At 68.3% G+C, this 18,173-nt stretch carries 26 protein-coding genes; 8 read left to right on the top strand and 18 right to left on the bottom strand.

The annotated features are described in order from the left end of the window. Window positions 1-351 precede the first annotated feature (351 nt). The 5 genes from FCN18_RS25495 (at window position 352) to FCN18_RS25475 (ending at window position 4,048) form a co-directional block, all read left to right on the top strand. Window positions 352-639: a hypothetical protein gene (locus tag FCN18_RS25495; RefSeq protein WP_113643826.1), complete on the top strand. Its 288-nt coding sequence runs from the start codon at window positions 352-354 to the stop codon at window positions 637-639. After that, window positions 636-989 carry a hypothetical protein gene (locus FCN18_RS25490; RefSeq protein ID WP_137096295.1) on the top strand — a complete coding sequence of 118 codons (354 nt, stop codon included), beginning with the start codon at window positions 636-638 and terminating at the stop codon, window positions 987-989. Before FCN18_RS25495 ends, FCN18_RS25490 begins: the two co-directional genes overlap by 4 nt. After that, window positions 986-1,636 (top strand): DUF2637 domain-containing protein, encoded by a 651-nt coding sequence (locus tag FCN18_RS25485; protein WP_137096294.1) that lies wholly within the window; start codon window positions 986-988, stop codon window positions 1,634-1,636. Before FCN18_RS25490 ends, FCN18_RS25485 begins: the two co-directional genes overlap by 4 nt. After that, window positions 1,633-3,732 carry an FtsK/SpoIIIE domain-containing protein gene (locus FCN18_RS25480; protein ID WP_137096293.1) on the top strand — a complete coding sequence of 700 codons (2,100 nt, stop codon included), beginning with the start codon at window positions 1,633-1,635 and terminating at the stop codon, window positions 3,730-3,732. Before FCN18_RS25485 ends, FCN18_RS25480 begins: the two co-directional genes overlap by 4 nt. Before the next feature lie 106 nt (window positions 3,733-3,838). Further along, window positions 3,839-4,048 carry a hypothetical protein gene (locus FCN18_RS25475; RefSeq protein WP_137096292.1) on the top strand — a complete coding sequence of 70 codons (210 nt, stop codon included), beginning with the start codon at window positions 3,839-3,841 and terminating at the stop codon, window positions 4,046-4,048. Between the two features lie 454 nt (window positions 4,049-4,502). On the opposite strand, the gene FCN18_RS25470 is transcribed toward FCN18_RS25475, so the two are convergent. The 9 genes from FCN18_RS25470 to FCN18_RS25435 all read right to left on the bottom strand — a co-directional run bounded on the left by FCN18_RS25470 (window position 4,503) and on the right by FCN18_RS25435 (window position 8,619). Continuing rightward, window positions 4,503-4,826, bottom strand: a complete 324-nt coding sequence (locus tag FCN18_RS25470; protein WP_137096291.1) for a hypothetical protein — start codon at window positions 4,824-4,826, stop codon at window positions 4,503-4,505. A gap of 267 nt (window positions 4,827-5,093) precedes the next feature. Continuing rightward, window positions 5,094-5,252, bottom strand: a complete 159-nt coding sequence (locus FCN18_RS39220) for a hypothetical protein (RefSeq protein WP_158303179.1) — start codon at window positions 5,250-5,252, stop codon at window positions 5,094-5,096. After that, complete coding sequence (locus FCN18_RS25465; protein WP_137096290.1) at window positions 5,249-5,500, bottom strand: hypothetical protein; 252 nt, start codon at window positions 5,498-5,500, stop codon at window positions 5,249-5,251. Before FCN18_RS25465 ends, FCN18_RS39220 begins: the two co-directional genes overlap by 4 nt. Further along, window positions 5,497-5,718 (bottom strand): hypothetical protein, encoded by a 222-nt coding sequence (locus FCN18_RS25460; protein ID WP_137096289.1) that lies wholly within the window; start codon window positions 5,716-5,718, stop codon window positions 5,497-5,499. Before FCN18_RS25460 ends, FCN18_RS25465 begins: the two co-directional genes overlap by 4 nt. After that, the gene (locus FCN18_RS25455; protein WP_137096288.1) at window positions 5,715-6,332 is read right to left on the bottom strand and encodes a hypothetical protein; all 618 of its coding nucleotides are present in this window, start codon (window positions 6,330-6,332) and stop codon (window positions 5,715-5,717) included. The genes FCN18_RS25460 and FCN18_RS25455 overlap by 4 nt, the downstream gene beginning before the upstream one ends. Window positions 6,333-6,502: 170 nt before the next feature. After that, the gene (locus tag FCN18_RS25450) at window positions 6,503-7,777 is read right to left on the bottom strand and encodes a DUF3987 domain-containing protein (protein WP_137096287.1); all 1,275 of its coding nucleotides are present in this window, start codon (window positions 7,775-7,777) and stop codon (window positions 6,503-6,505) included. Continuing rightward, on the bottom strand, window positions 7,774-8,106 hold the full coding sequence (locus tag FCN18_RS25445) for a hypothetical protein (RefSeq protein WP_137096286.1): 333 nt from the start codon (window positions 8,104-8,106) through the stop codon (window positions 7,774-7,776). The genes FCN18_RS25450 and FCN18_RS25445 overlap by 4 nt, the downstream gene beginning before the upstream one ends. After that, entirely contained in the window at window positions 8,099-8,290 is a 192-nt protein-coding gene (locus FCN18_RS25440) for a hypothetical protein (protein ID WP_137096285.1), read from the bottom strand. Before FCN18_RS25440 ends, FCN18_RS25445 begins: the two co-directional genes overlap by 8 nt. Window positions 8,291-8,415: 125 nt before the next feature. Beyond that, window positions 8,416-8,619 carry a helix-turn-helix transcriptional regulator gene (locus tag FCN18_RS25435; protein WP_137096284.1) on the bottom strand — a complete coding sequence of 68 codons (204 nt, stop codon included), beginning with the start codon at window positions 8,617-8,619 and terminating at the stop codon, window positions 8,416-8,418. A gap of 91 nt (window positions 8,620-8,710) precedes the next feature. On the opposite strand from FCN18_RS25435, the gene FCN18_RS25430 reads away from it, so the two are divergent. Together FCN18_RS25430 and FCN18_RS25425 are read left to right on the top strand one after the other, a co-directional pair. Further along, on the top strand, window positions 8,711-9,301 hold the full coding sequence (locus tag FCN18_RS25430; protein ID WP_137096283.1) for a helix-turn-helix domain-containing protein: 591 nt from the start codon (window positions 8,711-8,713) through the stop codon (window positions 9,299-9,301). Next, a complete protein-coding gene (locus FCN18_RS25425; RefSeq protein WP_137096282.1) occupies window positions 9,288-10,586 on the top strand; it encodes a tyrosine-type recombinase/integrase in 1,299 nt (432 codons plus the stop codon). Before FCN18_RS25430 ends, FCN18_RS25425 begins: the two co-directional genes overlap by 14 nt. Here the strand turns inward: FCN18_RS25425 and nucS are convergent. Further along, the gene (nucS, locus tag FCN18_RS25420; RefSeq protein ID WP_112271187.1) at window positions 10,538-11,197 is read right to left on the bottom strand and encodes an endonuclease NucS; all 660 of its coding nucleotides are present in this window, start codon (window positions 11,195-11,197) and stop codon (window positions 10,538-10,540) included. The two genes, FCN18_RS25425 and nucS, sit on opposite strands and share 49 nt — an antisense overlap. Window positions 11,198-11,285: 88 nt before the next feature. On the opposite strand from nucS, the gene FCN18_RS25415 reads away from it, so the two are divergent. After that, on the top strand, window positions 11,286-11,828 hold the full coding sequence (locus FCN18_RS25415) for an NUDIX domain-containing protein (RefSeq protein WP_112271342.1): 543 nt from the start codon (window positions 11,286-11,288) through the stop codon (window positions 11,826-11,828). 68 nt (window positions 11,829-11,896) lie between these two features. On the opposite strand, the gene FCN18_RS25410 is transcribed toward FCN18_RS25415, so the two are convergent. From FCN18_RS25410 to ehuC (FCN18_RS25375), 8 genes are all read right to left on the bottom strand, one after another. Beyond that, window positions 11,897-12,670, bottom strand: coding sequence for an enoyl-CoA hydratase-related protein (locus FCN18_RS25410; protein WP_112271185.1), 774 nt, complete (start codon window positions 12,668-12,670; stop codon window positions 11,897-11,899). Window positions 12,671-12,702: 32 nt separating this feature from the next. Continuing rightward, a complete protein-coding gene (gene ehuA / locus FCN18_RS25405) occupies window positions 12,703-13,488 on the bottom strand; it encodes an ectoine/hydroxyectoine ABC transporter ATP-binding protein EhuA (protein WP_137096281.1) in 786 nt (261 codons plus the stop codon). 21 nt (window positions 13,489-13,509) lie between these two features. Continuing rightward, window positions 13,510-14,169 (bottom strand): ectoine/hydroxyectoine ABC transporter permease subunit EhuD, encoded by a 660-nt coding sequence (gene ehuD / locus FCN18_RS25400; RefSeq protein WP_112271181.1) that lies wholly within the window; start codon window positions 14,167-14,169, stop codon window positions 13,510-13,512. Continuing rightward, window positions 14,166-14,852: an ectoine/hydroxyectoine ABC transporter permease subunit EhuC gene (gene ehuC, locus FCN18_RS25395; protein ID WP_112271179.1), complete on the bottom strand. Its 687-nt coding sequence runs from the start codon at window positions 14,850-14,852 to the stop codon at window positions 14,166-14,168. The genes ehuD (FCN18_RS25400) and ehuC (FCN18_RS25395) overlap by 4 nt, the downstream gene beginning before the upstream one ends. A 13-nt stretch (window positions 14,853-14,865) precedes the next feature. Then, window positions 14,866-15,783 carry an ectoine/hydroxyectoine ABC transporter substrate-binding protein EhuB gene (gene ehuB / locus FCN18_RS25390; RefSeq protein WP_228714122.1) on the bottom strand — a complete coding sequence of 306 codons (918 nt, stop codon included), beginning with the start codon at window positions 15,781-15,783 and terminating at the stop codon, window positions 14,866-14,868. A 229-nt stretch (window positions 15,784-16,012) separates the two neighbouring features. Beyond that, window positions 16,013-16,780 (bottom strand): ectoine/hydroxyectoine ABC transporter ATP-binding protein EhuA, encoded by a 768-nt coding sequence (ehuA, locus tag FCN18_RS25385; protein ID WP_112271178.1) that lies wholly within the window; start codon window positions 16,778-16,780, stop codon window positions 16,013-16,015. A 19-nt stretch (window positions 16,781-16,799) separates the two neighbouring features. Continuing rightward, a complete protein-coding gene (gene ehuD / locus FCN18_RS25380; protein ID WP_112271176.1) occupies window positions 16,800-17,456 on the bottom strand; it encodes an ectoine/hydroxyectoine ABC transporter permease subunit EhuD in 657 nt (218 codons plus the stop codon). Next, window positions 17,456-18,169 (bottom strand): ectoine/hydroxyectoine ABC transporter permease subunit EhuC, encoded by a 714-nt coding sequence (gene ehuC, locus FCN18_RS25375; protein WP_112271174.1) that lies wholly within the window; start codon window positions 18,167-18,169, stop codon window positions 17,456-17,458. Before ehuC (FCN18_RS25375) ends, ehuD (FCN18_RS25380) begins: the two co-directional genes overlap by 1 nt. Window positions 18,170-18,173: the final 4 nt, after the last annotated feature.

Genomic DNA, 18,173 nt, shown 5'->3' with positions numbered 1-18,173 from the left:
ATCAACACCAGTCAACAACACTCATCAGGGATCAACCTGCGGGCGCACATTACCGCACGATTTCCCGCGGGTGAATGCCACACGGCAAATCGGCACGTGTTGGTGACTTGGTGACAGCCGTCGCGGAGGTCAGAACAGGCGGAACTGATGTCGGCGAACGCGCTACCAGCGCGAACGCGACCAGATGGCTGCTGACCTGCTCAAACAGCTTCTAGCTACTTCCAACAACTTCTAGCCGCTTACAGCCTGGCGCGCCCCCAGTGCGCCCCAGGAGCCAACAGAACAAGGCGGCCCCCGGCGGTGTGCGAACACCAACCGAGGGCCTTGATCCACTGACAAGGAGTGGACCCGTTGAATGACACTACTGCCCAGGGCCTGGGCGAGATCCGCGTGCTGCTGAGCACCACGCTCGAAGCGACCGAGAGAGTGGGCCGTCAGCTTGCCGAGGTGCATGCCCGGCTCGATGCGCGCGACGAGGTGGCCCGGACGCTGATCCGCCACCACCGTGAGACCGAGCTGCGGGCAGCCGAGGCCTACCTCGGCATGCGGCCGCCGTTGCGCGTGATCCCCGGCTCCCCCACGCGGCGTACCGCTCGCCGCGGGCAGCTCCGCATCGTGCGTGGTGGTGGTTCCCGATGACCGCCGAGCCGTACCCCCAGCTGGGGATGCTGGAGCGCACGTTGCGCGAGGAGCGCGACGAGCACAGTCTGGCGCTGGACCAGACCGGGGACCGCTACGACGAGGGCGGTCTGGACGCCCTCACCGGTGCCTTGGACGCGCTGTGGCGCTTCACCGGGGGCCGCTACGGCGAGCCGTGGCCAGACGACCGGCTGACGCTCCCTGGCGCGCTCAACCGTCCCCCGGCGCCCACCCCTCGGCGTGGCTATCTGGTGCTCGCGCTCGCGCTGGCCGTGCTCCTGGTGCTGGTGATCGTGCTGCATGTCGCCACGGTCACCGCGGGCCTGTACTGCCCGGGGGTGACCCGATGAGGCGTTCGTGGATCACGTGGACTGGGCTGGCGGTGGTGGCCGGCGCGGCTGCGGTGCTGTCGTTCGACGCGCTCCGGCAGCTGGCCGTGTTGGCCGGGACACCCGCCGGGTTGGCGTGGTTGTTGCCGGTGTGCATCGACGCCGCCGCGCTGGTGGCCACGCGCTTGTGGTTGACAGGTGACGCACCGGGCGCTGCCCGGCGGTTCGCCCGCACGCTGGCGTTGACGATGATCGCGTTGTCGGTGGGCGGGAACGCCACCAGCCACGCCCTGGTGGCCTACCAGGTGACGCCACCGTGGTGGGCGGTGGTTGCGGTGGCCGCGGTGCCACCAGCGGTGCTGGGCGCGGTGGCCCACCTGGCGGCCCTGGCAGTCACCCGGCAGACCTCGGTCGATGCGCCCAGGCGCGTCGACTCGGCCCCCGAGGGCCATGCCCAGCTTGTCCAGCATGCTGGACAAGCTGGTGATGACCTGGTGGACCGTGCCAGGTATCTGGTGGCCGCTGGTGATGCCGAGGGTGTGAAGGTCGGGCGGGGTCGCCTGGCGCGGGAGCTGGGCATCAGCGAGAACCAGGCGCGTGGGCTGCTGCGCCAGCTCGAGTCCGAGCGACGCCCGTCGCTGCGCGTGGCTGGCGGTGAGGCCCGATGACCGCCGAGCGCATCGAACGCGACGACGAGGTGGGCGAGGTGGTGCCGTTCCGCGGCGCCACCCCCGCGCCCGCCGACGAGCCGGGCGAGGTCGAGCAGGCCGTACCGGTGCTGGACGGCGAGCTGATCGAGGAACCCCAGCCCGTCGACACCGCCGAGCAGGCCCCGGCCCGGTTGCGCGCGAAACGAGTGGAGCGGCGCCCGGTGCTGCCCGCGTGGATGCACTCCACCGACGAGGCCAAGGAAGTGGCGCGGTGGGCCGCCGGGCACACCGGGCACGTCCTGGCCTACCACCTGGTGCGGGTGCCGCTGTACGCCGCGAAGCTGGTGGCCTGGTCCCCGGTCGGGCTGGTGAAGATCCTGGTGGCTGGTGGGCGGTGGGTGTTAGACACCGAGTCTCACCAGGTGCGTCTCGACGCGGTGCGCCGCTCCGACGCCGACACCTACATGCGGCTGGATCGGCAGCACGGCGAGCACGTCAAGCACCGGGCGATCGTGGCCGCCCTCGTGGTCGCCCTGGTCACCGTGGGCGGTGTCCTGGTGGTGCTCCTCGGCCCCGGCTGGGTCACCGCGCTCATGACCGCGGGCACCGTGACAGCGCTGGGTGTGCTCGGTGCGCCGAAGGACCGGCCCGTGACCGGGCACGCCGTGGTCGTGGAACGCTACGAACGGCTCACCTCCGAGCAGGTCGAGCGCGCGTTGTCCTCCCTCGGTATCGCCGCGATGACCGCGAAGGGTGCCCGGATCACCTTCCCCGCGCCGATCCAGCGGCACGGCCCCGGCTGGCGCGCCGAGGTAGACCTCCCGTACGGCGTCACCGCATCCGACGTCATCGAACGCCGTGACCGGCTCTCCGCCGGGCTGCGGCGCCCCCTGGGCGCGGTGTGGCCCGAGCCCGTCTCGGATGCCCACGCCGGGCGACTGGTCATCTGGTGCGGTGACGTCGACATGGCCAAGGCGAAGCCGACGCCGTGGCCGCTGCTCAAGACGGGCAAGCCGCACAGCATCTTCACCGCGCTGCCGTTCGGCACCGACCAGCGCGGCCGGCCGGTCGGTGTGGACCTCATGTACTCCAATGTCCTGATTGGAGCCTTGCCCGGCGCCGGGAAGACGTTCGCTTTGCGGGTGCTGGTGCTCGGCGCAGCCATGGACCCGCTGTGCCAGCTGCGGATATACGAACTCAAGGGCAGCGGTGACCTGGATCCGCTGGAGGCGGTGGCGCACCACTTCGGGTCCGGCGCCGACGACGAGACCGCGGCCGAGTGCGTGGCCTCCATGCGCGAGGTGTACGCCGAGCTGGAGACGCGGGCGGCCACGCTGAAGAAGCTGGCCAAGGCCGGCCGGGCTCCCGAGAACAAGGTGACACCGCGATTGGCCGCCGAAGTGTCCGAGTTGCGGCCCCTGGCGTTCGTGGTGGATGAATGTCAGGAGTTGTTCGCGCATCCCAGCTACGGCAAGGAAGCCGCTCGGCTGGCAACGGGAATCATCAAGCGCGGTCGGGCCCTGGGCGTGATCCTGCTCCTTGCCACCCAGCGGCCCGACAAGGACAGCCTGCCCACGGCCATCTCCGCCAACGTCGGCATTCGGTACTGCCTGCGGGTGGCCGGCCAGCTGGAGAACGACATGATCCTGGGCACGTCGGCGTACCGCAACGGCATCCGCGCCACCATGCTGCGGCCCTCGGACAAGGGCGTCGGCTGGCTTGTGGGCGCCGCGGATGAGCCGCAGATCGTGCGCGGCTACTTCGTGGACGGTGAGGACGCCAAGAAGGCCGTGCAGGTGGCCCGGCTGCTGCGCGAGCAGGCCGGAACCCTCACCGGCGCCGCGGTCGGCGAGGAACGGCACGTGGTCAACGTGCTCGACGACGTGCGGGCCGTGTTCGGCGACGAGCCGAAGCTGTGGACCACCACCGTCCTGGAACGCCTCGCCCAGCTCCGCCCCGAGGTCTACACCGGGTGGACCGCCGAGCAGCTCGCGGCCGCGCTGCGCCCGTTCGGGGTCCGCCCCACACAGGTGTGGGCCAACGGCCCAGACGGCGCCGGCAGCAACCGCAAGGGCTACGCGCTCGACGCACTCACTAGCGGCGAACAGGGCTAGACCTATCCCCCCACCTAGACCCCTGGCGGGCCGCTGACCAGCGACCTAGCGGCTAGCGGCCCGCCAGGCCTACCCACCCCTTACCCCTTCAGATACGGGAACCACAGTGACCGTTGAAGCCGTGCTCGTCGCGCTCGCCCTCATCGCGCTCTACGTCATCGCGTGCATCATCTGGCCGTTCGCCCCGTGCGGACGCTGCAACGGCGCCGGACGATTCCGCTCCCCCAGCGGCAAAGCGTGGCGCGCATGCCGACGCTGCAGAGGCAGCGGACGCAAGGAACGCCTCGGCCGGAAACTCCTGACCCTCATCAAGTAGACCAACCCACGCGAGAAGGCCCCTGACCTGGAGAGATCAGGGGCCTTTCGTCATGTGGGGTGGGGGCCTAGTGCGTCGGCTTCCTAGGCTGGCTCCCAGTCGTCAGGAACGATCCGCGTCTGCCAACCCACGCCGCACTCGACCGCCCGAATGTAGAGCTCAGCCCAGTCATCAGCGTCCCGCCGGTCGGCCACCTCACGAGACCGCCCAGACACCCCGAACTGGGCTGCGGAACGCTCCACATCGGCCACAGAACGGCCAGTGGCACGCGCGGCAGCCTCCAGGCCACGACGACGAGCCCGGGCAGGGTCCGCCCGATCAGCGGCAACCCGCGCCAAACCACGCGCCAACAGTCCATCCCGATCGGACTCTCGCACCGGCTGCGCACGCTCCACGCTGGCCGTTCCAGGCCAGATCGGCTCTGCCGCGTACGGAGGGACACACGAAGTGACCATCACGCCCACCCCTCAGCGACCCGCACGCGCGACTCCGGGAACTCCCGCTCGGCCGGGACCTCGAACTCCAGCCACTCAGCATCCGGCTCAGACGCCGGACGGTAGATCATCCCCGAGGGAGACGCGGCCTGCTCCTGCATCACCTTGACTCGCCCCTCGCTCGCGGCCAGCGCGTGCGCTGCGAGCAGATCGATCAGCGCGTTCTCGCCAGCGCCAGGGACGCTTTCACGCAGCGCGGCAGCACCCGCTGCGCGAGCACGCAGCCGCTCCCGCAACTCCTCGACAGACTCCCGCCGCGGCGGCGCCTCAACGATCTTGATCATGTGTCATCCTCCTGTTTCCTGTGCACGGCTGGGTAGATCCCGCCGTCATCGGCCGCGACCAGCCACGATCGGCCCACGACGTAGCCCGTTCCAAGTCTGAAACGGTGTGTTGTTGGTGGAAAAAACCGTGGGGAGAGATCGACTGGCCCCAGCGGTCCCTACCCCTCGGGGGTACCAAAAAACGGGACCGATCCCCTGCGCAAGGCAGGTGCGCAAGGGATGGACCACGGTTCGCCCTTGCAAGGGCGAACCGTGGTTCGAGCGTGGTCATTGCCCGCTCTGCTCCGCGTTCGTCCTTCGGCGCCGCTTGGCGATGGCGTCTTGGACGGTGACGATGCTCAGCGCGATCAGGCCGGCGACGGCAACGGCGACGGTGAACGCGCCGATGGCCACGAGCCAGTCCCTCAGGGGGTCGGGGATCTTCACTGGCCGCCCTCCTCGCCGAGGAGGAGCCGCAGGTGGTGGTCGAGGTTGCTGCGGGCCTCGCGGGCGTCGGCCATGCCGCGGCAATCCTGCTGGTGGAGTACGACGGCGGACCAGCTGTGCGGGTCGTTGGACGGGACGGCGATGGCGGGCTCGGATGGGCAGTGGGGGCAGTCGGGGAGGCTGTCGAATGCGCCCACGATCTCGGTGTGGTCGATGACCACGTTGGTGTTCGGTTCGGTCGCGGTCACGCGGTTTCCTTCCGGGTGAGTGCGTGGGTGTGGATGTCGAGCGTGGACACCTGGCCGTTGAGCACGGGGCACCACGGATCGTGCAGGAGCGGTACGTGCCAGATGCCGTGTTCGTCGCGACGTGGCCGACCTGTCTCGGAGTTGCAGTCGGTGCAGCGGACGCGTTTGGCGTAGCGGCGGAACTCGGGTGGTGGGGTGAGCTTCGGCCGGTTGCTCATGCCACGTGCTCCTCTGATTCGCAGGCTGCGCAGAGCCAGGTGTTCGGGTTTCGGTGTGGTGCGTTTCGGTGGCATTGGATGCACTCGTCGTCCAAGGGAGCGCTCAAGGGGTGCAAGGGAGCGGGTGCGTGGGAGTCCGCTCCCTTGCTCCCTTGGGTGCTCCCTTGGGGCTCGTCGTCGGCGGGGACCTCCCAGAACCAGGGACCCTTGATGTCGGGGTGGGTGGCGATGACGCCGAGCTTCTTCTTGGCTCGCTTCGCCTGGTCCTTGGAGAAGCCGGCGGCGTCTGCGGCCTTGTAGACCTCGGCCGACTTCACGGGTCCGGCGGAGAGGAACTCATGTAGCCAGTCGGCGCAGTCGTTGCCGGTTTCGTCGTCGCGCTGCGCGGTGTCGCCGCCGATGAGGTCGCGCACGTGCCGCTCGGATTCGCCAACGACCACGAACCGGCCGACCTCGGCGACGCCTTCCGGGGTGGCGTCGATGACGGCGCAAGCGGTCCCTGCGCACCGGCCGCACGTGACGGTGACGTCGTGACCGTCATCGGGCGGGTAGATCTCCACGGGGACCTGGCAGTGGCTGCACGAGACGAATGCGTTGCCTTCGGTGTGGGTCACGCGGTTTCCTTCAGGTAGTTGGTCTACGGAGAAAGCGGATTTACGGGTTAAGCCTCTGACGTGCGGAAACGTCGCGGGTTTAATCCGCGGAGTTACGGAGTTTCGGAATAAGTCCGTGGTGTTTCCGCAGGTCAGAGGGTTTGTCCGTATCTCCGTTAATTCCGTGGGGGTCAGCATGCGTAGTACCTCGTGGAAGGTCGGCCACGGCCTCTCGTCGTCTCCTGTCGGATCCGACCGTCACGGAGCAGTGGGGTGAGTACGGCGTCGATCTCGGCCGCTTTCTTGTTCTTCCCGTAGTGCTCGTTGCCGATCTCGGTCTTGGTCTTGCCCGTGGCGCCGGCGGTGGCGATGAAGGCCACCAGGGCGTCCTGCTCGCCGCTGTCGGGCTCGGTGCCGAACATCCATTCGGCGGTCTCCGTGGCGTACTCCCAGAGCGCGAGAGCGGCCCTCAAATGCGGCTCGTCGATCTCGGTGTGCCCGTCGAGCAAGGCGTACGCGAGGGACAGGCGGAGCACCTGGGGAACGGCCCGGGCGAGCATCTTGGAGACCTGACCGTCTGGGAGCTCACGCCGGAGGTGCGCGTACTGCTGACGCCACAGCTCGTCAGCGGACGGGGTGCGCTTGATCTCGTCGAGTCCACGGGCGTGCTGGATCCGGTCGGCGAGGACACGGCCGCTGGCGTCGAGCACCTGGTCTGGGATGTTCCCGCCGTCCGGGCACAACTTCGTGCGGCGGGACGCGATGGGCAGGAACCGGTTCAGGGTGCCGCCGGACATCTGCGCTTCGGTGAGCTTGATCTTCAGCTCGCCGGGGGTGACGTGCCCGATGATGGTGATGTGGGCACCGGTGGCGGTGAGCGGTGAGGCCCGGGTCAGGGTGCGCAGAACGGCACCGTCCCACGCTTCCCGCAGCACCCTGGGCAGGATGCTGCCGTTGCGCTCCATCACCGAGAGCGTGCCCCCGAACTCGGATTCCTCGACGTACAACCGCTTGTCGGCCACGCCTTCGTCGAAGTTCTTCGCGTCGGGGTTGTCCCCGGTGCCGTCGCGAACGAGCTCGATGAGCCCTTCCCCGGAGGACAGCCCGGACACCTTCGAAACCGCCCATTCGCTGTGGTGCCCGACGGCGGCGAAGAGAGCATCGACCACGCCGGCCGAGGTGCCCTTGGCGCCAGTGCTGGTCTTGCCGACGACCAACGGGTAGATGCGCGCGGCGTGGGTGCGGTTGTCGGCACGCAGGTGCGGAAAGTTCCCGATGGCGCAGCCGAAACGGGCCAGCAGCGTGGCGAGCACGGCGGCTTCGTGCGCCTCGGTGAAGGGCATGACGGCCTCGACGATGCTGCCGGCGGTGCCCTGCAGCGCGTCCACCGGCAGCTGCGGGAAGGCCACAACGCTGATCGGCTCGTCCGCCTCGACGCCGGGGAAGTCCTGGCCGTACTCGCTCACGCGGCCCTCCCCTGGGTCATGAACACGCGCCAGGACCAGCGGGCCTGGGCGCGAATCTGTTCGGGTGTCCGCGGCGGCTTCTCGTAGCAGGAGCGGCGCCGCTGCAGCTCGACGTAGCTCGGCGCGCTGGCGACGGCCCGCCAGTCGACGAGCGCGGCCATCGCCGCAGTGGACTCGGACAGGTCGCGCCGCTCGCGCCACGCTCGCCACTCGGCGAGCAGGTCGCGGACGTGCTCGGAGGCCCACAGCTCACGCCAGGCCGCGGCGTCGGTGTAGAGCGCGGCGTACTCGGAGCGGGTGAGCACCACGACGTCGTGGTCGTCAGCCATGACGCACACCCCCGGCGTTGAACAGGCGGGTGCAGCGAAGCCGGTAGGCGCGGCCACAGCCGGAGCGGATGCCAGTCAGCAGGTCGCCGAGGGTGTTGGCGTAGTGCTGGTGTGAACCACCGCAGTGCGGGCAGCGCGCGACGAGCGCGAGGTACCGCCGCCTTCTGGCCGCGGGCTCGTACACGTCGCACGTCGCGATGCGGAGTTGTCGCTCCGGGCGGGTAGACTCAGCGCCGTCGGATGATCTGGCGTTCGTCCTTTTAGCGGCGGCGGCCCCCTGCCTTGGGCCGCCGTTTCGCGTCTCTGGGTTCAGCACGCGACCTTGCCCCCGCCCCGCTTCCGGGCGGAGAGCCACGCCTCCACGTCACGCCAGTCGTAGCGGGCGTGACGGCCGCACAGGGCGTACGCCGGCCCTTTCCCGCGATGTGCCCACTGGGTGAGCGTCGCGGGCGGCACGCCGAGGTACTCGGCGACCTCAGCGCGGGTGGCGAGCCTCGGCTTTAACTCGCGCATCTTTTCTCCATTCTCCGCAGAGATTATGCGAACTTGATAGCAAGCTATGCGAGGGGTTGTCATATGTCAAGACGTATGGAAAGCTGCGATCATGGCAGCAACGGGATCCGAGAAGCGGGCCAACGACATCGGTCCGATCGGCGAACATATCGCCGAGAACGTGCGTTCCCTACGTAACGAGCAGCGGCTGACCACACGAGAGCTCGCTGAGCGACTGAGTGAACTGGGTCGGCCGATACCGCCCACCGGCATCACGAGAGTGGAGAAGCTGCAACGCCGCGTTGACGCCGACGACCTGATTGCCTTGGCGCTGGCACTCGGCGTATCGCCGGTGCGGATACTGCTGCCGCCACGGACAACGGAACGAGGGGACAACGACACAGATGTAGCGCCCGAGATGAAGCGCCCGTGGGCCGCGGTATGGCGTTGGGCAGTGGGCGACCAGCCGCTGATAGGGCACGACGACAGGTTGCAGTTCGACGACCCGCGGGTTCGCGAGTTCATCCGTGTCAACAGGCCGTACGAGGACCGACCGGCCAGGGAGGCGTGGTCGTTCCTGTCGAAGCGAATTCCGGCGCCCTTCAAGGCGACTATCACGGACGAGGGGGCCAACCTGCATCGTCGCGTCGACTGGGAAGAGTGGGTCGACACAGTGGGCCAGGTGGACGATGGCGAGCGTTGAGGATCGCTGGCACCGAACGGTGAAGCTTCCGGATGGCACCACGGCGAAGGAGCGCACGGACAGGTACGGCACCGGCCTGCGCTGGCTGGTGAGGTGGCGTGAACCGGCTGGGAACGAGCGGAAGCAGAGCTTCGCGAAGAAGGTCGACGCGGACGCTCACGCCAACCGTGTCGAGGCCGACAAGCTGACCGGCGCCTACATCGACGTACGCGCCGGCAAGGAGCTGTTCAGCTCGTACGCGACACGGTGGCTCGCGGACCAGACCACGGACGCGCTCACCCGCGAGAACATCGGCGACCGGTTGCGCCGCTACGTCGAGCCGTACCCGCTGTGGAACTCTCCCCTCAACCGCATCAGAGCAGGGGCGTTGCAGTCGTGGCTGAAGTCGTTGGCCGCCGTCCGCACGTCCGGCGGTTCGCCGCTGGCTGCAAGCACCCGGGGTGTCGTGTTCTCCCACGTGTCGGCGATCTTGAATGCCGCCGTTGACGATGGGCTGATCGGGAAGAACCCCGCCCGTTCGTCAAGCGTCAGCGCGCCCCGTCCTGACCCGCGGAAGGTGACGCCATGGCCGCGCGAGTGGGTGATCGGGATGCACGAGCAGCTGCCCGAGCGTTACCGGCCGTTCGTCACCCTGGGCGCCGGACTGGGACTTCGGCAAGGTGAGATGTTCGGCCTGTCTCCCGACGACGTGGACTTCCTCCGTGGATGGGTGAACGTTCAGCGACAGGTCAAGATCGTCGGCAACAAGCTGGTGTTCGCGTTGCCGAAGGGCCGGAAGGTACGGCAGGTGCCGCTGCCCTCGGTGGTTCGCGATGAGCTGGCCGCGCACCTTGCGGCGCACCCGGCCGTGACGGTGAAGCTTCCGTGGGAGGAGGGCACCGGCGCCCCCACAACGGTGCGGCTCGTGGTGACCACACGGGAGTCCCGAGCGTGCAACCGCAATCACTTCAACCAGGAGGTGTGGAAACCCGCGCAGGAGCGCGTGGGTATCCCCAGCTCGCGCGAAAACGGCTGCCACGCACTCAGGCACCACTACGCGTCCGTTCTGCTCGACGCGGGCGAGTCCATCAAGGCCGTGAGCGAATTTCTCGGGCACAGCTCGGCGGCATTCACCTTGAAGGTCTACACGCACCTGATGCCGGAGAGCGAAAGCCGCACGCGAGCAGCCGTGGACGCCGCACTGCGCCCCCAGCGCGCCCCAGGAGCAGCGGAAGGGGGCTTGACCAGCACAGACGTTCAGAACAGGCGGAACTCGTCGGACTCGATGCCCCGCAGCGCGTCGTAGTCGAGCGTGACGCAGCGGATGCCGCGGTCCTCGGCGAGCGTGCGGGCCTGCGGCTTGATCTGCTGCGCGGCGAACACGCCCTGCACGGGAGCCAGCAGCGGGTCGCGGTTGAGCAGCTCGAGGTAGCGCGTCAGCTGCTCGACGCCGTCGATCTCGCCACGCCGCTTGATCTCCACGGCCACCGCGGCGCCACCCTCGTCGCGGGCCAGGATGTCCACCGGCCCGATCGCGGTCGGGTACTCGCGGCGCACGAGCGAGTAGCCCTCGCCCAGCGTCGTGATGTGCTCGGCCAGCAGCTCCTGCAGGTGCGCCTCGACGCCGTCCTTGACCAGACCGGGCTCCGCGCCGAGGTCGTGCTCCACCTCGTCGATCACGTTCTCGATCGTGATCACGAGCTTCTCGCCGGCCTTGTTCTCGACGATCCAGAGGTTGCCGTCCTCGATCAACCAGCACGGCGGACTCATCCAGTTCAGCGGCTTGTAGGCGCGGTCGTCGGAGTGCACCGACACGGAACCGTCGGACTTGACGAGCAGCAGCCGGGTGGCCATGGGCAGGTGGGCGGTGAGCCGGCCGGCGTAGTCGACCTGGCAGCGAGCGATTACTAAGCGCACAGGGGTGAGATTAGGCGACCTGGCGTCGCGGGTGGCGTGACGGGTGGGAGCACCGGACGGAGATCAAGGGACTTGGCAGACTGGGATGGTGGACCCCATACAGCGCGTGTCGAGCCGCGAGGTGTACCGCAACGACTGGATGACCGTCCGCGAGGACGCCATCCGCAGGCCTGACGGCTCCGACGGCATCTACGGCGTCGTCGACAAGCCGCGCTACGCCTTGGTCATCCCGCTCGACGGCGACCGCCTGCACCTGGTGGAGCAGTTCCGGTACCCGCTCGGGATGCGCCGGTGGGAGTTCCCTCAGGGCACCGCGCCCGGCCGGGCCGACACCGATCCGCTGGAGCTGGCCGCGCGCGAGCTGCGCGAGGAGACCGGGCTCGAGGCCGGGTCGATGACGGAGCTCGGCGTGCTCGACGTCGCGGCGGGCATGTCGAGCCAGCGGGGCACCGCCTACCTGGCGACGGACCTGCGCGAGGGCCCGCACGAGCGCGAGCACGAGGAGCAGGACATGCGCACGGCTTCCTTCTCCCGAGCGGACTTCGACAAGATGGTGGCGAACGGCGACATCACCGACGCCCAGTCGCTGGCCGCCTACGCCCTCCTGCTCCTCCACGAGCGCCAGACCTGACTGCAGTGAAGGCCACCTTCACTGCGTTGAACGCAGGCATGGTGGCCTTCACTGCAGTTGGGGCGTGATCAGTCGGGCCAGTTGGGTTTGCGCTTTTCCAGGAAGGCGGCCATGCCTTCACGGGCGCCCGGCAGCTGGGACGCGCTCGCCATCACCTCGATCGCGATGGCGTAGGCGTCGTCCTCGGGCCGGTCGAGCTGGGCGTAGAGCGTCTGCTTGCCCATCGCCTTCGCCGCCCGGCTCCCCCGCGTCGCGCGCCCGAGCAGCTCCGCGACGGCGTCGTCCAGCTCGGCATCGGGCACCACGCGGTTGACCAGGCCCCAGTCCAACGCCGTCGCCGCGTCCACCACGTCGCCCGTCAGCGCCAGCTCCATCAGCCGCTTGCGGCCCACCGAGCGAGCGACCGGCACCGCGGGGGTGTGACAGAACCAGCCGCCCTTGCCGCCCGGCAGCGCGAAGCCGGCCGACTCGGCGGCCACCGCGAGGTCGCACGACGCCACGAGCTGGCAGCCCGCCGCCGTCGCGAGGCCGTGCACGCGAGCGATCACCACCTGCGGCACCGCGTGCATGGTCCGCATCAGGTCCGTGCACACCCGCAGCAGCTCGCGCACACCCATGAGGTCGCGCGCGGCGACGTCACCGAAGTCGTGGCCCGCGGAGAACACCGGCCCGGCGCCCGCGAGGACGATGCCGGTCGCGTCGGACGCACCCGCCTCCTCGAAGGCCGCCAGCAGTTCCCTGAGATGCCCCTCGGACAGGGAGTTGCGCCGCGACGCACGGTTCATCGTGATGGTGACCGTGTCACCCTCTCGCTTGACCAGGAGATGCTCGTACTCGCCCATCCCCTGACCGTAACGCCGTTCGGCCCCGTTCGTCAGGTCTCGTCGATGACAGAACGCAGGAAGCTCTTTGTGCGTTCGTGTTCGGGTTCGTTGAAGAGCTGTTCGGGCGAGGCGTCCTCGATGATTCTGCCCTCGTTGAACATCAGGACCCGGTGCGAGACGTCGCGCGCGAACTTCATCGCGTGGGTCACGAGCAGCATCGTCACGTCGGTGGTCTTCGCGATGTCGCGCAGCACGTCGAGCACCTCGGCCGCGAGCTCGGGGTCGAGCGCCGAGGTGACCTCGTCGAGCAGCAGCACGTCCGGGTCGACGGCCAGCGCCCGCGCGATCGCCACGCGCTGCTGCTGTCCACCGGAGAGCTGCGACGGGTGCGCGTCGAGCTTGTCACCGAGGCCGACGAGCTCGAGCAGTTCCTTGCCCCTGGCCTCGGCCTCGTCCTTCGGCTTGCCGAGCACGTGGATCGGCGCCTCGGTGACGTTGCGCAGCACCTTCATGTTGGGGAACAGGTTGAAGTGCTGGAACACCATCGTGATCCGGCTGCGCACCTTGCGGATGTGCCCGTCGCTCGCCGGGACGAGCTGGTCACCGCGCTTCTCGTGGTAGAGGTAGTCGCCGTCGACGCCGATCGTGCCGCGGTCGGGCCGCGTCAGCGTCATCAGCATCCGCAGGATCGTGGTCTTGCCCGAGCCACTCGGCCCGATGAGCGTCACCCGCTCGCCCTCGCCGACCGAGAAGGACAGGTCGTCGAGCACCACGTTCTTGCCGAAGCTCTTGTGCACCCCGTCGAAGGTGATGAACTCACCGTTGGTGGTGGTCAAGGTCGTTCCTCTCTAGCAGTCTCAGACGCGGACCTGGCCGTAGCGGCGCTCGACGACACGAGCGACCCAGGCCATCAGCAGCGCGACGACGAGGTACACGAGTCCGGCGGCGGCGATCGGTTCGGAGTAGCGGAACGTCTCGGAACCGATGGCGATCGCACCGCCGAGCATCTCCACCACCGTGATCGCCAGCAGCTGCGGGGTGTCCTTGAACATCGCGATGACGTAGTTGCCGAGCGCGGGCACGACACGCGGGATCGCCTGGGGCAGGATCACGTTCGTCCACGTACGCCGCGTCGACAGGTTGAGCGCCGTCGCCGCCTCCCACTGTCCCGGCGGGACACCGTCGATGCCGGACCGGTACACCTCCGAGGTGTAGGTGGCGTAGTGCAGGCCGAGCGCGAACGCGCCGGTCGCCAGCGGCGAGGCACTGATTCCGATGAGCGGCAGCACGTAGAAGAAGAAAAAGAGCTGCACCAGCAACGGGGTCGACCGGATGAACTCCACCAGGAACCCCACCGGCATGCTGACCCAGCGGTTGTCGCTGCGCCGCAGGAAGGCGAAGACGAGTCCGAGGACCAGCGCGATCACGTAACCGATACCGGTGGCCGCGAGGGCGACGAGCAGCCCGTCGAGCATCGTGGGCATCGCGTCCCACACGCCGCTCCACTCGAAGTTCACGCCGCGACCTCCTTACGCCCGAACAGTCCCGACGGGACGGTGCGCCCGAGCGAGCGGGCCGCCATCCGTTCCAGCAGCTTCATGATCGCCGTGAAGAACAGCGCGATGACGCCGTAGCCGACGAGCAGACCGAAGAACACGAGCGCGGTCTCTCCCGTCGACGCGCGGATGAGCTGGGCCGAGAAGGTCAGGTCCGAGATGTAGACCAGCGACACGAGCGAGGTCGCCTTGAGTAGCTCGATCAGGTTGTTGGTGAACGGCGGGATCATCGCGACGACCGCCTGCGGCAGGACCACCTTGCGCAGCCGCTGCCACGGCGTGAAGTTCAGCGCGATCGCCGCCTCGATCTGCCCTGGCGGCACTGCTTTCACGGCACCGCGCACGACCTCGGCCGCGTAGGCGCCGATGTTCAGGGCGAGCGCGAGGATACCGGCGAACAGCGGGTTCAGCTGGTAGCCGAAGGTGGGGACGATGAAGATCAGCGCGAACAGCAGGACCAGCGAGGGAAACCCGCGGAAGATCTCCGTGTAGACCATCGCGATCCCGCGGACCCACGTGCGTTCGCTCGATCGCCCGAGCCCCGCGATGAACGCGAAGACCAGGCCGAGCAACGCACCGAAGACCGTGAGCAGGAGGGTGTTGCCCAATCCCTCCCAGACATAGGACATCAAGCCAGAAGACATCGACCGCTTCCCCTCAGCCCGCCGTACCCGTGCACAGCTGCTGTGCCGTGAGGTCGGTCATCTCGTCCCGCGAGAACCCGAACGGACGCACGGTCCTCAGCACCTCGCCGCTCTCCTTCATGGCGGCAAGCTCGCGGTTGAACTCCCGGACGATGGCGGTCTCGCCCTTGCGGAAACCGAAACCGCCCGCACCGTACTGCTTCTCGCCCTTGACCACCGGGATGAAGGTATCGCCGATCTCCAGCCCGGAACCGGGCCGTTCGCCGAGCGCGGACACCAGCGAGAGCCGGGTCAGCATGAGGCAGTCGGCGCGGCCGGCGCGCACGCCGTCGATCCCGGAGGACTGGTCGGGGAACACGATGATGCGGCCGTTCGGCACGCCCACATCGGCGGCGTAGCCCTGCTCGACCGAACCGGTCAGCACCCCGATCCGCGCCCGCTTCTGCACAACACTGTCCAGATCGGACAGACCGAGCGGGTTGCCCCGCCGCAGCAGCAAGGCCGCGGGGGCGTTGTAGTCGGGGTTGGTGAACTCGATCTCGGCGCAGCGCTCGGGCGTGATGTACATCCCGGCGGCGATCACGTCGAACAGGCCCGCTTTGAGACCGGGGATGAGCGAGCTGAAGTCGGCGAGCTTCGGCTCGAACGAATCGATGCCGAGCCTGCGGAAAACGGCCTTGCCGATCTCCGGGGCCTCTCCGGTGAGGTTTCCCTCTGCGTCGATGAAGCCGAACGGGCGCTCGTTGGCGAAGCCCATCCGCACCGTGCCCGAGTCGCGTAGCCGATCGAGCAGGTTGCCGCCTTCACCTCCCGCCGCGACACTGATCGACGTGCATCCGCTGGCCAGCGCACCGCCGCCCACAGCGAGACCAAGGCTCACCCCGGTGGCACCACGCAGAAAACCGCGCCTGCTCAGGCTGGAGTTGTTCACGTACTCGTAGCTCCTGTCAGCCGACACCCGCGTCCGCGGTGGAACCGTAAGCGCGGACTCGATTGGACTCACCCTAGGCAATTCACCTGTTCGGGCGCAATCGGAACAGAAAATTTCCGGCGCCGACAACACCTTCGGATGGCCGGCAGGACACGACGACGTGCGGATTCAACACCGGCGACATGCACGTTAAATCGGCGAGTCGCGGTGTCGCGCTGCGGCGGGCGGTTCAGACCGCCCTGTCGATCACGGCGTGCAGGAACGAGCGCGTGCGCTCGTGCGCGGGCTGCGTGAAGAGTTGCTCCGGCGGCGCGTCCTCGATCACCTGGCCCTGGTCGAACATCATCACGCGGTCCGACACGTCCTGCGCGAACTGCATCTCGTGCGTCACGCACAGGAAAGTGATGTCCGTGGTGCGGGCGATCTCCTTGAGCACGGCCAGCACTCCGGCCACCAGTTCGGGGTCCAGCGCCGAGGTGACCTCGTCGAGCAGCAGCACCTGCGGCCGCATCGCGAGCGCCCTCGCGATCGCCACCCGCTGCTGCTGCCCGCCGGAGAGCTGCATGGGATGCGCGTCGATCTTGTCGGAAAGGCCCACCATCTCGAGCAGTTCGCGGGCGCGCTGCTCGGCCTCCGCTTTGGACAGCCCAAGCGCGCGGACCGGCGCCTCGGTGACGTTCTGCAGCACCTTCATGTTCGGGAACAGGTTGAACTGCTGGAAAACCATCCCGATGCGCTTGCGCTGGTTGCGCAGGTGCCGCTCGTCTGCCGGCACGAGCTTGCCGCCCCGTTCCATGTGGCTGAGGTACTCGCCGCCGACCTGGATCGTGCCGTCGTCCGCTGTCTCCAGCGTCATGAGCAGCCGCAGGATGGTCGTCTTGCCCGACCCGCTCGGGCCGATGAGCGTCACGAACTCACCCGGTTTGACGGAGAAGTCGAGCTCGCGGAGCACCACGTGGTCGCCGAACTTCTTGACCACCCGGTCGAATTGGATCATCACGTCCGACGAGGGACTGCTATACGGTTCCGACACGGCGCTCCAACTTTCTGACGAGGATCGAGGCCGGGTAGCTCACCAGGAGGAAGAACACGCCGGCCAGCGTGTACGGCTCGATGACCCGGAAGGTCTCCGCACCGGCTTCCTTGGCGCTGTTCAGCACGTCCACGACGCCGATGGCGAGCAGCAGCGGGGTCTCCTTGAACATCGAGATCGTGTAGTTGCCGAGCGCGGGCAGCACTCGGGGAACCGCCTGCGGCAGGATGACGCCCGTCCACACGCGACCGCGCGGGATGCTCAGCGCCCTCGCGGCCTCCCACTGTCCTTTCGGGATCGCCTCGATGCCCGCCCGGTACACCTCGGAGGTGTAGGTGGCGTAGTGGACGCCGAGCATGATCACGCCGGTGAGGAACGGTGACAGCTTCACCCCGATCGCGGGCTGCAGCAGGTAGTAGAACGCGAACACCTGGATGAGCAGCGGGGTGCTGCGGATGAACTCCACGAACAGGTACACGAACTGGCTCAGCACCGGCACGCCCACCCTGCGGATCATGGCGAACACGAGACCGAGCACGTAGGCCAGCAGCGCGCCGAGCACGGTCAGCTCGATGGTGACGAGTATGCCCTCCGCGAGCAGCGGCAGCGAGTCGATCGCGTACTCCCAGTCCCAGTCCATCACACACCCCCCGCCGTGGCCGAGGAGAAGACCTTGCTGCGCGGTGGCGGCTTGCGACCGAGCCTGCGGGCTCCCGCCCGCTCCAGAGCCCGCATCACAACGGTGATGATGATGGCGAGCAACAGGTAGATGATCAGCTCGACGGCGTAGATGACCGTCAGGTCACCCATCGGAAGCGCGGGCCGAAGCTCCTCGCCCTTCTGCGTGATCTCGTGAGCCGAGATGAAGTACAGCAGCGCGGTACTCTTCAGCAGCTGGATGAACAGGTTGTTGAACGGCGGCAGCATCTCGACGACGGCCTGCGGCAGGATCACCCTTCTCATGCGGTCGAACGGGCCGAGGCTGAGCGCGACCGCCCCCTCGTACTGGGCCTTGGGCACCGACTGCACGGCGCCGCGCACGATCTCGGCACCGTAGGCCCCGTGGTTGAGACCGAGCACGAGGATGCCCGCGAAGAGCGGGACGATCTGCAGCCCGACGAGTGCGGGCAGGACGAAGTACAGCCAGAACAGCTGCACCATCTCGGATGTGCCGCGGAACCCTTCGACGTAGATCCGGCTGATGACGCGCACCGTCCGCGACTTCGACAGCAGCGCGAGCCCCGCGATGAACGCCAGCACGATCGTCAGCGCGATCCCGCCGAGCGTCGCCTGTATGGTGACCGGAACTCCCTCGAGGAGCGTGGAGATGATCCGGCCGAGGTTGTCGGACACGGCG

The sequence above is a fragment of the Prauserella endophytica genome, from assembly GCF_005146945.1.
In the GTDB taxonomy this organism is placed as follows: domain Bacteria; phylum Actinomycetota; class Actinomycetes; order Mycobacteriales; family Pseudonocardiaceae; genus Prauserella_A; species Prauserella_A endophytica.
This window is presented reverse-complemented; position numbering and strand designations above follow the sequence as displayed.

Coding starts and splice junctions, on each gene's coding strand:
- FCN18_RS25410 (WP_112271185.1), bottom strand. CDS start 12,670: ATGGGCGAGTACGAGCATCTCCTGGTCAAGCGAGAGGGTGACACGGTC.
- FCN18_RS25425 (WP_137096282.1), top strand. CDS start 9,288: ATGGCGAGCGTTGAGGATCGCTGGCACCGAACGGTGAAGCTTCCGGAT.
- FCN18_RS25485 (WP_137096294.1), top strand. CDS start 986: ATGAGGCGTTCGTGGATCACGTGGACTGGGCTGGCGGTGGTGGCCGGC.
- FCN18_RS25480 (WP_137096293.1), top strand. CDS start 1,633: ATGACCGCCGAGCGCATCGAACGCGACGACGAGGTGGGCGAGGTGGTG.
- ehuC (WP_112271179.1), bottom strand. CDS start 14,852: ATGTCTTCTGGCTTGATGTCCTATGTCTGGGAGGGATTGGGCAACACC.
- FCN18_RS25470 (WP_137096291.1), bottom strand. CDS start 4,826: ATGATCAAGATCGTTGAGGCGCCGCCGCGGCGGGAGTCTGTCGAGGAG.
- FCN18_RS25430 (WP_137096283.1), top strand. CDS start 8,711: ATGGCAGCAACGGGATCCGAGAAGCGGGCCAACGACATCGGTCCGATC.
- FCN18_RS25445 (WP_137096286.1), bottom strand. CDS start 8,106: ATGGCTGACGACCACGACGTCGTGGTGCTCACCCGCTCCGAGTACGCC.
- FCN18_RS25490 (WP_137096295.1), top strand. CDS start 636: ATGACCGCCGAGCCGTACCCCCAGCTGGGGATGCTGGAGCGCACGTTG.
- FCN18_RS25435 (WP_137096284.1), bottom strand. CDS start 8,619: ATGCGCGAGTTAAAGCCGAGGCTCGCCACCCGCGCTGAGGTCGCCGAG.
- FCN18_RS25460 (WP_137096289.1), bottom strand. CDS start 5,718: ATGAGCAACCGGCCGAAGCTCACCCCACCACCCGAGTTCCGCCGCTAC.
- ehuD (WP_112271176.1), bottom strand. CDS start 17,456: ATGGACTGGGACTGGGAGTACGCGATCGACTCGCTGCCGCTGCTCGCG.
- ehuA (WP_112271178.1), bottom strand. CDS start 16,780: ATGATCCAATTCGACCGGGTGGTCAAGAAGTTCGGCGACCACGTGGTG.